Annotated in this window: 11 protein-coding genes and 1 pseudogene; 4 read left to right on the plus strand and 8 right to left on the minus strand. The window is 50.4% G+C overall.

The features are described 5' to 3' along the window. Positions 1–205 precede the first annotated feature (205 nt). Positions 206–2,002: a glycogen/starch/alpha-glucan phosphorylase gene (locus MJO57_RS03605; protein WP_256493318.1), complete on the minus strand. Its 1,797-nt coding sequence runs from the start codon at positions 2,000–2,002 to the stop codon at positions 206–208. A gap of 40 nt (positions 2,003–2,042) precedes the next feature. Here MJO57_RS03605 and MJO57_RS03610 point away from each other — a divergent pair, with 40 nt between their 5' ends. Continuing rightward, positions 2,043–3,470 (plus strand): IS4 family transposase, encoded by a 1,428-nt coding sequence (locus tag MJO57_RS03610; protein WP_252017836.1) that lies wholly within the window; start codon positions 2,043–2,045, stop codon positions 3,468–3,470. Here MJO57_RS03610 and MJO57_RS03615 read toward each other — a convergent pair whose 3' ends face one another. Next, positions 3,471–4,007: a glycogen/starch/alpha-glucan phosphorylase gene (locus MJO57_RS03615; protein ID WP_252023015.1), complete on the minus strand. Its 537-nt coding sequence runs from the start codon at positions 4,005–4,007 to the stop codon at positions 3,471–3,473. A 92-nt stretch (positions 4,008–4,099) separates the two neighbouring features. Continuing rightward, positions 4,100–4,357 (minus strand): hypothetical protein, encoded by a 258-nt coding sequence (locus MJO57_RS03620; protein ID WP_252023017.1) that lies wholly within the window; start codon positions 4,355–4,357, stop codon positions 4,100–4,102. A gap of 300 nt (positions 4,358–4,657) precedes the next feature. On the opposite strand from MJO57_RS03620, the gene MJO57_RS03625 reads away from it, so the two are divergent. Then, entirely contained in the window at positions 4,658–4,873 is a 216-nt protein-coding gene (locus MJO57_RS03625; protein ID WP_252023019.1) for a hypothetical protein, read from the plus strand. Positions 4,874–4,987: 114 nt separating this feature from the next. Beyond that, positions 4,988–7,033: an alpha-amylase family glycosyl hydrolase gene (locus MJO57_RS03630; RefSeq protein ID WP_252023021.1), complete on the plus strand. Its 2,046-nt coding sequence runs from the start codon at positions 4,988–4,990 to the stop codon at positions 7,031–7,033. A gap of 284 nt (positions 7,034–7,317) precedes the next feature. Here MJO57_RS03630 and glgX read toward each other — a convergent pair whose 3' ends face one another. The 3 genes from glgX to MJO57_RS03645 form a co-directional block, all read right to left on the minus strand. After that, positions 7,318–9,420: a glycogen debranching protein GlgX gene (gene glgX / locus MJO57_RS03635; RefSeq protein ID WP_252023022.1), complete on the minus strand. Its 2,103-nt coding sequence runs from the start codon at positions 9,418–9,420 to the stop codon at positions 7,318–7,320. Between the two features lie 319 nt (positions 9,421–9,739). Beyond that, positions 9,740–10,465 carry an alpha amylase C-terminal domain-containing protein gene (locus tag MJO57_RS03640; RefSeq protein ID WP_252023024.1) on the minus strand — a complete coding sequence of 242 codons (726 nt, stop codon included), beginning with the start codon at positions 10,463–10,465 and terminating at the stop codon, positions 9,740–9,742. Between the two features lie 27 nt (positions 10,466–10,492). After that, the gene (locus MJO57_RS03645) at positions 10,493–10,633 is read right to left on the minus strand and encodes a hypothetical protein (protein WP_252023026.1); all 141 of its coding nucleotides are present in this window, start codon (positions 10,631–10,633) and stop codon (positions 10,493–10,495) included. 89 nt (positions 10,634–10,722) lie between these two features. On the opposite strand from MJO57_RS03645, the gene MJO57_RS03650 reads away from it, so the two are divergent. Continuing rightward, positions 10,723–12,060 (plus strand): transposase, encoded by a 1,338-nt coding sequence (locus tag MJO57_RS03650; protein WP_252017304.1) that lies wholly within the window; start codon positions 10,723–10,725, stop codon positions 12,058–12,060. Between the two features lie 115 nt (positions 12,061–12,175). Here the strand turns inward: MJO57_RS03650 and MJO57_RS03655 are convergent. Together MJO57_RS03655 and glgB are read right to left on the minus strand one after the other, a co-directional pair. Then, positions 12,176–13,063, minus strand: a pseudogene (locus MJO57_RS03655) (transposase); the annotation flags it as partial. A gap of 34 nt (positions 13,064–13,097) precedes the next feature. Continuing rightward, positions 13,098–14,579 carry a 1,4-alpha-glucan branching enzyme gene (gene glgB, locus MJO57_RS03660; RefSeq protein WP_252023028.1) on the minus strand — a complete coding sequence of 494 codons (1,482 nt, stop codon included), beginning with the start codon at positions 14,577–14,579 and terminating at the stop codon, positions 13,098–13,100. Between the last annotated feature and the right edge of the window lie 260 nt (positions 14,580–14,839).

Below are 14,839 nucleotides of genomic sequence, written 5' to 3' on the forward strand. Positions count from 1 at the left end.
AGAAGCTTTTCCGGACCTTCTGCCGGACCTTCTGACAGTCACTTTGAGGCGGTAAATGCGATGATTAAGAAAGGGTATGGGAAACAATCAGGGAGGAGTAATGAATAGTAACGGGAAAAGTCAGCCCTTTTAAAGGCTGACTCCTCAGTACAGCTAAGTACATTGGCAGCTTCTTGCTCAATAAGCTGCCAGGACCAAGCGGTTATTAAATTTTCCAAACCTCCTCTGCATAGTCGGCGATGGACCGGTCAGAAGAGAAGTGGCCCAGTCGAGCAGTATTCAGTACCGCTTTCTTCCACCAGACCCGTGGCTTGCGGAACAACTCAGCCGCTTTTTGCTGGGCTAAACGGTAGCTTTCGAAGTCTGCCAGTGCCATAAACGGATCGTTGTGAATCAGGTCTTCGGCCAGGGCTTTGAGTAATTCCGGGCTGTGCTGGCTGAAGGAGCCATCCATCAGCGAGTTGATAGCACGCTTGATCACCGGGTTTTTCTCGTAGTACTGGTAAGGGTTGTAGCCTTCCTTCTGGAGGGCTTCTACCTCGTCTACGGTCTTACCGAAGATAAAGATATTATCACTGCCCACCGCTTCGGCGATCTCAACGTTGGCGCCGTCCATGGTTCCCACCGTCAGCGCACCATTCAGACCGAGCTTCATATTACCGGTACCGGAGGCTTCAAAACCGGCAGTAGAGATCTGCTCGGACACATCTGCGGCAGGGATAATCTGCTCAGCGATAGTCACGCGATAATCGGGCAGGAAAACTACTTTCAGGCGGTCATCCAAACGACGGTCGTTGTTGATAACCTTGGCAACTTTGTTAATGGCCAGAATAATCTGTTTGGCCATGACATAGCCAGGAGCCGCCTTGGCACCGAAGATGAATACCCGTGGCGTGTGTTCAGCATACGGGTTATCGAGAATCTCATGATACAGGCTGATAATATGCAGCAGGTTCATCTGCTGGCGCTTGTACTCGTGCAGACGCTTGATTTGTACATCAAACATCGCATTCGGGTTAACGGTAATCTTGCACTCTTTTTCGATCAGACGCGCCAGGCGTTCCTTGTTCTTGAAGCGCACACCGGAAAAGGCATCCAGAAACTCTTCTTTACTGGCCAGTGGCTCCAGCTGACTCAGTTGCGTCAGGTCAGTGCGCCACTCAGTACCGATATTGCGATCCAGCAATTTGGCCAGACAGGGGTTGCAGTGGGCCAGCCAGCGGCGGGGGGTGACACCGTTGGTCACGTTAACCAGCTTACCCGGATACAGCTCGTTGAATTCAGGGAACAGGTTGCTCTTGACCAGACTGCTGTGCAGTGCTGCCACACCATTCACACGACGACTACCGATGACGGAAAGGTTTGCCATGCGAATCAGGCGGTCACCACCTTCCAGTTCTTCAAAGATGCTGACCTTCTGGATGATCTCAACATTTTCACCCCATTGGTCAGCGGCTTCGCCGGTGAGGAACACATGGTTGATCATCTCAATGATTTGCAGATGACGTGGCAGAATACGACCCAGCAAAGCAGCAGACCACTTTTCCAGAGCTTCTGGCAACAGGGTGTGGTTGGTGTAGTGGCACATCTTGCGGGTAATGTCCCACGCCTCGTTCCATACCATGCCTTCTTCGTCCATCAACAGACGCATCAGCTCAGGAATGGCAATAGCAGGATGAGTGTCGTTTAACTGCAGGGCATAGTGCTTTGGCAGATCGCTCAGCTTCAGCCCTTTCGACTTGTGCTGGCGAAGAATATCCTGCAGCGAACAGGCTGAGAAGAAGTACTGCTGGATCAAACGCAGGTCTTTACCCTGTGGGGTAGAATCTTCCGGGTAGAGAACACCGGAAATGGCGTCGCCATCAACCAGGTTGCGGCAGGCTTCCAGATACTCTCCCTGATTGTACTTGTCCAGGTCAATCGGGTACTGACCCACCTGACTTTCCCACAGACGCAGGCGGTTGACATACTGGCCGCCAAAGGCTGTCTCTTGATCACAAATAGCTACCTTGTTCTATCATTTCTCACTGATAAAACAGGTCATGCTTCCACTTTCTCCTAAACCATGGTCAGAACTAACTTTTGGATGTGCTGATTTGGGCGATACTCGACGTACAAAACGACTTGTCAAAGTTGCTGCCGAGCTTTCAGCTCATACCGGTAATTCTTTGTCATCTTCATGCGAAGGTTATACCGCACTGGTAACTGGAGCTTACCGGCTGATTGAGAATGAGGCCGTAAAGCCTGAAGCAATAGCTGAGGCAGGCTTTCAGGCAACTGCCAAAATAGCGAGACAGTCTCGCCTACTTCTGGCTCTCGAAGATACAACAACCCTGGGTTATAAACATGCTGTCAGATCCGAGCTTGGTGATCTTGGAGGTCCTGAAGGCTCTAAAACCAGAGGATTCCACGTCCACTCTGTCTTCTTGGTTGATGCGGATACAGAGCGAAGCATTGGGCTTATTGATCAAGAACGATGGGTTAGAGAGGACGTTCAGCGGGGGAAAAAGAACCAACGTCGTCAGCTACCTTACGAGGGAAAGGAAAGCTTTAAGTGGCAAAGAGCCTCTGAAAACACAGAACAAAGGATGGGGGGTAAAATGCCTGACATCATCAGTGTTTGCGACCGGGAGGCGGATATATACGAATATATGCACTACAAACTGGATAACCGACAGCGGTTTGTTGTAAGAGCTACACAAAACAGAATCCTGGTGGATGGCGAACTCTTATTATTTGATTCCTTAGCTCAGACTGAAGTGTTGGGGAAATATACGATAGTGGTTCCTCAAAAAGGAGGTAGAAAGAAGCGAAAGGCAACGCTGCAGGTCAAAAGAAAGAAGATGACAATACAGGCGCCGCAAAGGCCAGGCGGCAGGCCGGAACCGGTAACTATGAATATTGTGTCGGCTGAAGAGATTGGCAATGACTCCGAAGACCGTTTGCACTGGGTACTATTGACAACTGAAGATATTGAAACATTCGAAGACTGTCGCTCTATCATTCGATTTCACGAGCTCCGATGGCGAATAGAAGAGTTCCATAAGGCTTGGAAATCGGGAGCAGGAGTAGAAAGGCTTCGTCTGCAATCTCCGGATAACATTGAACGACTTGCGGTCATATTAATGTTTGTCGCTGTCAGACTAATGCAAATCCGTGAAGCATTAATGTTACCGAATGACAGGCAGCACAAAGACAGAAAGCTTTGGAGTGAAAAAACACTCGCGAATGAGGTGGTCAGTGATGATGAATGGCAGGTTCTCTGGCTAACCTATGAAAAAAAAGCGTTGCCCGATAAGCCGCCAACAGTCACTTGGCTGCTTCAAACGATTGCTCGGCTTGGTGGTTGGGGTGATTCAAAGCATACAGGGCAGCCCGGCTGGTTAGTGGTATGGGAAGGCTGGGCGAAATTGCAGGATCGGGTAAAAACCTGGCAGATAGCCCGGCAGTTCAGCGCTGGAGAGATGTGATCAAGAGTCAGCGCCAAAGGAGGGGATGGTAATGTCCCAGGGAACCCCCAGCAGTTTTTTAGCAGGTATCCAGTAATTATTCCCGTCGCTGTCCATTTCAACACGACCAAACAGGCCAATTTCAACGGTTTCCGATGGACGACAGGTTTCCCATGGGCTGCCAAACTCCCGCCATACGTCCGGCATCTCTTTTTGGTGACCGTTTTCAAATACCTGTCGGAACAGGCCGTAACGGTAGTTGATGCCGTAACCGGTGGCAGGTATGTTCTGGTTGGCGAGGGAGTCCATAAAGCAGGCTGCCAGACGACCCAGGCCGCCATTGCCCAGAGACATATCCCGTTCCTGGTCCAGAACGTCGGCAATTTTTACCCCGTGGGATTGCAGCAGCTTGGCTGCCGGTTCGTACAGACCCAGGTTCATCAGCGCATCGCCCAGCAGGCGGCCCATCAGGAATTCCATGGACAGGTAGCAAACGTGACGCTGTGGTTGTTTGCCTTTGGCTTTGGCTCTTTTCGTATTGCAGACTGCTGATTTCATAAATCAGGCTGGAATCCTCCTGTGGCAGGGCTTGGCAATATTTAGCCAGCAGTTTCCTGAAGGCATTGTATATCAAGGCCTTTGGCCAATTTTCATTGCAGAGCAGTCTGTAACCCGAAAAGAGCCTTGGCTTTTTTATCGCTCAGGCTGTTTTTATCGCTCAGGCTGTTTTTATCGCTCAGGCTGCTTTTATCGCTCAGGCTGCTTTCCTGCAGCTGATCCAGATTAATGTCTCGCAGTACCAGGGACAGTGCCTGCCACCAGTCGCGATAGGTAGCTTGCTTTGGGGTAGTGCCCAGTTCACGACGCAGGTGTTTTTCCAGTTCAGTGGTAAACGCTTTTTGATCCATGCAATGTGCTTCTCTCTTTCTTTGCTATTAGGTTAGCCTTTTTCACTGATAACCTGTTTCAGCGGGTTTGTAAAAGGCTCTGATGAATCTGATGAAATTGTGTAAGTCAGTGTAACGAAAAAAAAATGAATGTTGACTTGTAAACGCTTTCATTTTTTGTGTCAGCTACATTATTTTAAAAATCGAGGACACAGATGGTTAGTAATGCATTGTTGTTTAATGAGTCAAATGTCAATTTTATAAAGAGAAAGGCTCTTTTCGGGTTACAGACTGCTCTGCAATGAAAATTGGCCAAAGGCCTTGATATACAATGCCTTCAGGAAACTGCTGGCTAAATATTGCCAAGCCCTGCCACAGGAGGATTCCAGCCTGATTTATGAAATCAGCAGTCTGCAATACGAAAAGAGCCAAGAGAAAAACAGACCACAAATGAGGCCGATTTCAATTTTTGCGGTTTGCTGCAAACCTATGAAAACGATTACAACGGTTTTGTCAGGTAAGTTGAAATTGCTGTAAATCAATATATTGAAAATGCTCAAATAGATAATATTTTGTATCTCGTCCCAATCCTGTCTGCGGATGTGGAACCACCTCTTTTCAGTATTGTAATGTGATCAATCGGGGGAACCGATGACGAAACCCAAAACATTGGCCGTGGCCATCTCTGCGTTTTCTGCCTTACTGATAACTGGCTGTGCCAGCCAGTCATCTGATACAACGTCCACGGCCAGCACCAGCCTGGCACCGGCCTATGAGTGCAGTACCAGCACCCATGAAAAAGCCAACGACCTGAGAATCTACCAGATTATGGTGGAAAGCTTTGTCGATGGCGAAAAAGGAACCGGTCACGGCACCGGCTACGGTACCAGCCATCACCAGGGGGATTTGCAGGGTATTATTGACTCACTGGACTACATCAAGTCTCTGGGCATGAATGCCATCTGGATGACACCGATCTTCAATTCAGAACCTGTCGAAGGTCAGGTACACTGGGATGACCGACTGGATGCTACCGGCTATTTTGCCACGGACTATTTTTCCATCGACCCACGCTTCGGCACCCTGGAACAGGCAAAAGAGCTGGTGGAAAAAGCCCATGCCAAAGGGCTGTACGTGTTTTTTGATGGTGTATTTGGCCACCACAAGAAATCCGGTGTCGTACCATCACCATCCGGCTTGCTGCCTTCCGGCAACCACAATCCCGTGGACTATCCCCAGAGCCTGCCATTTTACCAGGAGGTGGCCACCTGGTGGGTGAAGGAACTGAAAATAGACGGCTGGCGTTTGGATCAGGCCTATCAGGTGCCCACCGACGCCTGGACAGCAATCCGCAAAGCAGTGGATGAAGCCTCCCGGTCTGTGACTTACCAGAACCACAATGGTGAAACCGTTAATCCGCTGGGTTACATGGTGGCGGAGATCTGGAAAGAGGAAAATGCTATCCAGCAGGAGGGATACGGCAGTCAGGAAGCCCCGGCACTCTGTTCAGCGTTTGACTTCCCGATGCGTTATCGCCTGGTGGAAACGTTTGCAGTGAATGAAAACGGTATTGGTGGTAAAGGTGGTGACTGGTTGGATGAAGGTATGAACCTGCACTCACTCTATCCGCCCCATGCGCAACCTAACCTGATGCTCGGTAATCATGATGTGTTGCGTTTTGGTGACCTTTTGCAGCGTGGTGGCATTGCCAATCCGGACAGTGCGGAATACTGGTTGCGCCATAAAGCAGCTATGTCGTTTATGGCCGCTTACACCGGACCAATCACCTTGTATTACGGTGATGAAATAGGTGATGAAACGCCGGGCTTTGCTGAAAAACAGCCGGATAATAGTTGCGCGGTTCGTGGTATGTGTGATGACCATTCTGGACGCACCAGTGCCAAGATTGACGGGGTAACCGCTGAGTTAAATCAACAGCAGCGTGATCTTAAAGCCTATGTCTCGTCATTGATGGCGTTGCGGGATCAACACACGGCGTTGTCTGCAGGTGAGCGCATTAACCTGCGTGCAGAGAAAGAGATTTACATCGACCACAAACAACACGGCGATGATGCCCTGCTCTACATGGTCAGCACCGACAGTGCTTTCCAAATGGTGACGCTGACCACGGCGGAAGCCGGTTCGGAAGGTCGGCTGGTGGATCTGCTGACCGGTGAGGTGTTCCTGCCGAAAAACAACGAATACTCCATTCGTATGAAAGGGTTTGAATCACGATTCCTGCGCATTGCCAGACCGATTGCAGCCGGCCCAAAGGTCGCCAAACGTAATGCTGAGGCAATGACCGGTGAAGGCTTCCTGGCCCAGTGTGACAACCCAACTGTGAATGAAGTGGGCCCGGCAGAAGGTACGCTGTTTGTGGTGGGCAGCTTCCCGGACTCTAACTGGATGCACAAACCAGCCAGGGCTTTTAGCTATAAAGGCAATGGCGTTTATCAAACCGTTACCAACGAGCGCAAAGGCAGCTATCGCTTCCAGTACGCCACCGCCAGCTGGAGCCCGCAATACACGGTTGCTGACCTGTCACAAAAGCCGGGTCAGCCAACCGCTGGGAAAAACGGCGGGTACGGTACGGATACCTCGGTGATGATACCGGAGGCAGGACGGTACGTGTGGAGCCTGACGTTCAAAGACAGTGGTGAGATAGATCAGGTGATGGTTTCCCGCTGTGCGGAGTAATATCCATCGAACTTTCTAACCATGGGGGAGAAGCAGTCGCGAAACTCTCCCTCGTCCCTCGTTCCCACGCTCCGCGTGGGAATGCATACGGATCTGGCAGCATGAGAAAGAGCTACTGCCTGGCAGGGTTTTCGGGGGCTCCATGCGAGTATGGTATTTGTGGCGGGATCGGTATGCATTCCCACGCAGAGCATGGGAACGAGATGTCCAGAGTGTCCGCAGTGTTTTGCGACAAACTCTCTGCGTGGGAACGAGTCTGAGCGTTATTTCAGGGCAACTCCCTGCTAATTCATCTCTTTTAGCATGATCAGGCTGTGCGGGTGAACTTCATAGCTGCACTGATCAACAGACGGTTCCCGGATAAAGGAAGCCTCCTGGTCGGTATTCACCATGATCATCCGGTGTTTGAATTGGCCGGTCTCAGGGATTAACACCCTGCCTATATGTTTACCAGCGTTCATGATGACCCAGATGGTCCCTTTTTCATCATCATTCGGGTCGTGAATTTTAACCGTCAGGGTGTAACAGTGGCGCTCACTGAAATAAAGAGGGTCCACGATTTCACCCTTCGGGGAATATAACTGGTATTCTGTACGGCCCAAACCATCAGTCAACAGTGGTTCATTGCGACGAAAATGCATCATCTGGCGGGTGAAATCGTGCATCATGGCACCGTCAGAGTCGCTGTTGTGCAGCCAGTCCCAGTCTAGCCAGGTGATGGGTGAGTCCTGACAATAGGCATTATTATTGCCGTCCTGTGTGTTGCTGAACTCATCACCGGCAAACAGCATGGGTGAGCCCTTGGCCAGCATTAACATACCCACCAGGTTTTTCCGGCTGCGCAAGCGGGCTTTATTGATTTCAGGGTTGTCAGTGACGCCTTCTTCGCCATGGTTCCAGGAGTAGTTATGCTCATCACCATCCCGCCCGTCTTCACCATTGGCCAGATTGTGGCGCTGCTGGTAAGAAACCAGATCCATCAGGTTAAAGCCATCATGGCTGCAAATATAGTTGACGGTGGCAAGGTAACTTTGCTGGCTGAACAGGTCTTCCGAACCGGAAAAGCGCCAGGCCATTTCGGTTTGTGCTCCCTTGCTGCCTTTCCAGAACTTTCGGCAGGTATCACGGTAACGATCATTCCATGACTGCCAGTCATTGGGAAAGTCGGTCATATGATAACCGTCCGGCCCGATATCCCAGGGCTCGGCAATCATTTTTACCCGGCTCAGCACCGGGTCCTGGCTAACGGCATAAAAGAAAGGTGCATCTTTGCTGTAATGACGGTGCTGACGGGCCATGGTGGGGGCCAGGTCAAAACGGAAACCATCGATCTGATACTCCACCACCCAGTGACGCAGTGCATCCATGGTCAGACGCAGGGTCTGGTGGCTATCGAAGTTCATGGTGTTGCCGCAACCACTGTAATTTTCCGAGGAAATTTCACCGTCGTGATGGTTCATATGGTAGTAGTCGGTTTCAGCCAGACCACGCATGCTCAGGAATGGACCACCATGGCCACCTTCGCAGGTATGGTTGAACACCACATCCATAATGACTTCAATACCGGCGCGGTGCAGCTCCCGTACCATGGTTTTCATCTCAATAACCGGGTCGGACATGGCATAAGGAGTGTGTGGTGCCATCATGCACAGGGGGTTGTAACCCCAGTAATTGGCCAAGCCAAGGTGAGTGAGTCGCTCCTCACTGGCACTGTAAGTAACCGGCAGCAGTTCGACCGCAGTAATGCCGAGGTTTTGCAGATAGTCAATGGTAACCGGGTGGCACATGCCCAGATAGGTACCGCGAATAGCCTCCGGGATATCCGGGTGGGTTTTGGTGAACCCCTTGAGGTGGGTTTCGTAATAAATGCTCTGCTGGTCCGGAATCTGTGGGTGGGTGATGTCCTGCCAGTCAAAGGCGGCGTCCCGCACCACGCTGCGGGGCATTTTGGCGGCGCTGTCCTGTTCGTTGAATAGCCATTGAGCGTTGTCGTCTGAAATATAGTCAAAAATGTCCGGGCACCATTGCACCTCACCACTGATTTCCCGGGCATAGGGGTCCATCAGCAGTTTGTTCCTGTTAAAACGTGGTGTTGCATCGGGAGCCCAGTAACCATCCGCCCGGAATCCGTAGTGCTGACCTTCGGTAATGCCCTCAACATACAGATGCCAGATGCCCTCAGCGGAAGGAAACATTTTCAGTTGTTGTTCATTCCCCTGTGCATCAAATAATGACACAAACAGTTGTTCTGCTTGCGGGGCGTACACAGAAAAATTGACACCTGTCGCCTGATTACCAGGCACTGCCATAAGACTGGCATTGACTAACGTGGCGCCCTGTGGCGTGGTTTTTCCGGGAAAGGTGGAATAAGCAGACGGCGAATTCATAGCGTGTGAAGCTCTATTTGGCATGATCAAAAGTTTTTCCATATTCTGCAGACTCCGGTCTGCATTCCCACGCAGAGAGGTTGTCGCAAAACCCTGCGGACACTCTGGACGTTTCGTTCCCATGCTCTGCGTGGGAATGCATACCGATCCCGCCACAAATACCATACTCGCATGGAGCCCCCGAAAACCCTTCCAGGCAGTGGCTCTTTCTCATGCTGCCAGATCCGTATGCATTCCCACGCAGAGCGTGGGAACGAGGGTAACACAAACGGGATCAAAGCAGACAGTAAGTGCCGGGGGCTTTTTCCCGTTATGGGAGTTACTCCCGGTCAGCGGTCAGCATAATAGTTGCCAGTGGTGGCAAAGTCAGGCTGATACTCTGGGTTTGAGAATGTTGCGCTACCGGTCGGGTTGCGACGGAACCATTGACAATATGACTGCCACCAAAGCGCTGGTCATCGCTGTTAAATATTTCTTGCCATAACCCATCGACCGGCACACCAATACAATAATCATGTCGGACATAGGGCGTCATGTTACTGATAATGACCATAGTTTTACCTGCGCTGTCCTTTCGGTAAAAGGCGAAAACGCTTTGTCCATGGTCTTCCAGTATCAGCCAGCGAAAACCATCGCGATCAAAATCAAGCTCATGCAGTGCCGGGTAACGCTGATACAGGGTATTCAACTCACTGATCATCGTTAGCATACCCTGGTGGTAAGGGCCCTGCTGCAACAGGTTCCAGTTCAGGCTTTCTGCCGGGTTCCACTCGTTGGTCACACCAAACTCGGAGCCCATAAACATCAGCTTTTTACCGGGGTGCCCGAACATAAACCCGTAATAAGCCCGGAGGTTGGCAAAGCGCTGCCAGTCATCGCCGGGCATTCGGCTGAGGATTGTGCCTTTACCGTGCACCACTTCATCGTGGGAGAGGGAGAGCACAAAGTTCTCGTTATAGGCGTACACCATACTGAAGGTCATTTCATGATGGTGATGCTGGCGATAAATCGGGTCCCGCTTCATATAGGCCAATGAATCGTGCATCCAGCCCATATTCCACTTGTATAGGACTTACGCATTGATGACACCGATAAATTTTGGTAGGAGGTGATCCTTCCCCTTTGCAAAACTCTCAATGAAAGCGCCTATTGTCTCTTTAAACAGCCCCCGTTGGTGCTGATAAATATTCGTAAACTCCTGCTCTATCTGCATTTTCTGGAGATAAACAAAAGCTACTCGACTTTAGAGTTTTAAGAGCACAATAGTTCCGGCGCATAATCTGCTAAAAGCAACCATCCCCAATGACGAAATTCGAGATGGTTGCCATGCTCACTTCAGATCATCAAGTAATCCTCAGGGAGCTCGCTTCATATACAACCTTTCTTGCTGGAGCGCTATCATCAACTGCAGTACCAACGTTCTGCGAACTGCTGTTCGGTTGCATGCTTTCAGCCGACGGCTTTGTTACACAGGCGTTGTTAACAATTGATTTTCATTGTGTGTGGAGCAGCTACCACCACTGGCTATCTCAGGGCAAGTGGCAATGGAAGAACTTGGCACGCCACTTGATCCGTCTGGTCTGCTCCAAAGCTCCTGAGAATCAACCTGTGGTCCTGGGGCTTGATGACTGGGTAATCGAACGGTTTTCCGACAAAGCCCCTGCTTGTCGTACACATCATCAACACAGCAAGAAACGCAATCGGCCGACGTACATCTGGGGGCAGTGTTGGGTTTCCCTGGCCATCATATTTGAGCGGGCTGCAGATGAAGTATTTACCGCCATACCGGTGATCTCATTTCCGACACCAGCTTCAGGTAACACCAGCAAACTGAAAATTGCCGTGGCCATGCTCAGGGTGGTACGCAATGAAGTGAAGGATCGAGTGCTACGCCTGCTAACCGATTGCTGGTATATGAACTGGACACTGATAAAGCCAGCTCTGGAAATGAACATAGAAGTTGTTGGTCAGATACCTTCAAATCGGGCCCTCTATGCTTTGCCGCCAGCACCCACCGTAAAGAAGCGAGGGCGCCCAAAAAAGTACGGCATCAAGATGACGACAGAACAGGTTAAGAAACTGCCGGAAGAAAAAGCAACAGTATGGATGTACGGCAAATTTCGCAAAATACGTTATCGTACCCTGATCTGTCGCGCCAGATTCCTTAAAGGTCGTGAAGTACGCGTCGTCTGGAGTCGCTTTGAAAATGACAAAGGTCTGACCGAAAGCAGAATATTCATCTCGACCAATCCGGAACTTGAGGGACTGGAGGTGCTTCGTGCCTATTCCCGGAGATGGCCGGTAGAGCCAATGTTTCACCAACTCAAACATGCTTTTGGCTGTTGCCATTTATGGCAGCAGAAATTGCGAACACTGCTTCGATGGATGCATTTGAAAATGGCAGGCTATGCATTATTGCAGTTATTAACCGTTTGTAAAAATCAGGCATGTCTGAATATTTCTCGGATACCCTGGAGAAGCCCGGATACAACCACTGCAGGCATGATGAAAATTGCTCTTTCAGGAATTATTCCGAGGTTCTCTATTCGCAAGGGCTGGAACAGATATAAGCAAAAATATGAGTTCAATTTTCGCGATCTGATCGACCAGTTAATACCGGATAATTCAGAAGCAGCATAACTAAAGGCTTTTAGGCAAAAAACGGAAGTAATAACGAACTTGGAAAAACAGTTCACTGATTTCGGCTTGCTTCACTATAAAAAGCTGACCGAATTATCGTTTTATACAGACTCTAAAGTCGAGCAAAAGCTAAAATTGCAGCAAATATATGGTTTCTGACGGGTCGTTCGCTGCGAACCTGAAAGTGCTCAATATGGCAAACCTGCTTGATCGCCCTGTGAAACTGTTCGATCTGCCAGTGCTGGTCATGGATCTGCTTGAAGTCATTGCGTTCAAAAGGGACTTCCTCTGGCAAGTAAACCACGTAGTGGCGACGCTGGTCTTTTAGCATCGTCCTGAACAACCGGATCTTACCGAAGTCTTTGAGCCATACATCCAGACCATTGTCGGGGATGTCGAGGTGTTGAACCTGCTGCCATTTACCTTTTTCCAGTGATACTGTCCTGTTTTTCTCAACGGCAAACATAAACCCAGTCTGATGGTTTTTAATCGTCTTCAGGTTAGTCGTGCAGCTGTACCAGGAGTCACCGGTAACGAACGCTGGCTTCAGCCCCCATACCAGCACTTCAATCAACATTTCACGGAAGTAGTCGTTTTTTGTCTTGTCTTCCGATTTGTCGTATATCCTGTAATTCACCGGCATATGGCGCCCGGATACGTCGGTGTAATAAAGGGTGATGAGGTTAACTCCCTTAACCACTCGGTGATGTTTACCCGACCAAAAGTGGCCAACCAGTGCCACGGAGTAGCTATAAGGTTTGTCGAGCACGCTGTCATCAACGCTCAGGGTGCCGCCAATAGGGTTTAAACTTTTGACTGCTTCATCGTACATATCTTTGGGCTGATAGTTTTCACGCTTAAGAAAGCGGTTTGCGCTATCGTGAGAAAAGTCGGTAACCTCGGCCAGTCTTGTGCATGTTGATGATTTTGGCTCACTAATCAAAAAGCCAATGTATTTTGCAAGAGTGCATCGTGCAGTGGTCGGTCGAGTGGTAGTTCTCACTTTCATCCCTGAAGACATCTGTTTTTTGGCATTATCAAATTTTAGAGCCTGTTGTCAATGCGTAAGTCCTATTGTAATCAAACCCGAGGCTTTGCGGGTGTCCGGGGCGTGATACACAGGGCCAGCTGGTGGACTCCTCGGCGATCATCATGCAGTTGGGATGCAGTCGGTGTACTTCATGGTTGAGGCGCTGCAAAAAGGCGACGGCTTCAAGGTGTTCATTGCCGCCCAGGTGGTTGGGTGTCCACTCGCCCTGCTTTCTGGAGTAGTCCAGGTAGAGCATGGAGGCCACGGCATCCACCCTCAGGCCATCAATATGAAACTCATCCAGCCAGTACAGGGCATTACTGATGAGAAAATCCTGTACCCATGGCGAACCGTAATTGTAAATGCAAGATTTCCAGTCCGGATGCCAGCCCCGCTGGGGATCTTCATATTCATAAATAGCGGTCCCGTCAAAACGGAACAGGCCGTGTTCATCCTGGGGAAAGTGGGCGGGTACCCAGTCCAGAATCACACCTATATTGTGCTGGTGGCACTGGTCAACCAGGTAGCGGAAGTCATCCGGTGTGCCGTAGCGGCTGGTGGGCGCAAACAGCCCCAACGGCTGATAGCCCCAGGACTCGTACAGGGGGTGCTCGGCAATGGGCAGTAACTCGATATGGGTAAAGCCGGTTTTGCGGATATAGGGAATCAGTTCGTCGGCCAGTTCCCGGTAATTCATGAAACCACCGTCATGGGATTTTTTCCATGAGCCCAAGTGGAGTTCATAAACGGACATGGGTTTATTATGGTTCAGCTCGCGTTTGTTCAGCCATTGGCTGTCAGACCATGTATAGGTACTTTCCGTTTGTACAATGGAGGCAAGGCCCGGCCACTGTTCCACTTTATGGCCAAAGGGGTCGGTTTTTTCCGGCAGCAGCTGGCCATGCTGGTCGTGCAGCTCATATTTATACAGGGCACCTTCGGTAACCCCTGGCACAAACAGTCGCCAGATACCGTCATCGGCACTGGCCATGGGATGGCAGCGACCGTCCCACTGGTTAAAATCACCAATCACGCTGACGGAACGGGCATGGGGAGCATAGACCTTGAATAGCACACCGGAAACACGACGCTGGCGGGTAATGGCGTGCTCCACTTTCAGGGCACCCAGGTGGCGGTACAGGTGCAGCGGGTCGATATCCTGTTGGCAGAGGGTGTACTCGCCAAACTGGTAGGGATCAAACCGGAGTTCTTCTGATCCGTCCTTCAGGGTGATGTTCAGCAGATAGTAAAAGGTTTTTTTGCGCCGGGGAAAATCCAGCTCAAAAAGGCCATTGGCCAGTCGGTTCATTCTGCCCAGTGATTTACCGGTGCTTTCCTGCACCACGTCGATGCACTCGGCATCAGGGTGCCAGGCGCGAATGGTCAGGCCGCTGCCGGATGGCGCCGGGTGGATTCCCAGGATGGAAAAAGGTGAGGCATTCATCACCTGGCTCAGGCTCTGGGTTACCGGTATCAGTTCAGCACCCATTAATTTTTTTCCGGGCATTTTAAATCACTGCGAGAGAGGAGGTTCGTTTTTTCCCATGCATTATGGCCGTGAAATGGGATGGTGGGAAGTTGTAAACGTTTTACAGACTTTGGGAAGGGTAGCGCAACAAAAGCAGCTTTTGTGAAAATGGTGCAATACGACCTGCCGGGTTTGTCAAAGATCGGCGGTACGCCTTTACCTCGTTCCCATGCTTTTAGGCCCTGTGGGTCCCGCGTGGGAATGCATACCGGAGTTCACAG

This window comes from Endozoicomonas sp. SCSIO W0465, from assembly GCF_023716865.1.
Taxonomy (GTDB): Bacteria; Pseudomonadota; Gammaproteobacteria; order Pseudomonadales; family Endozoicomonadaceae; genus Endozoicomonas.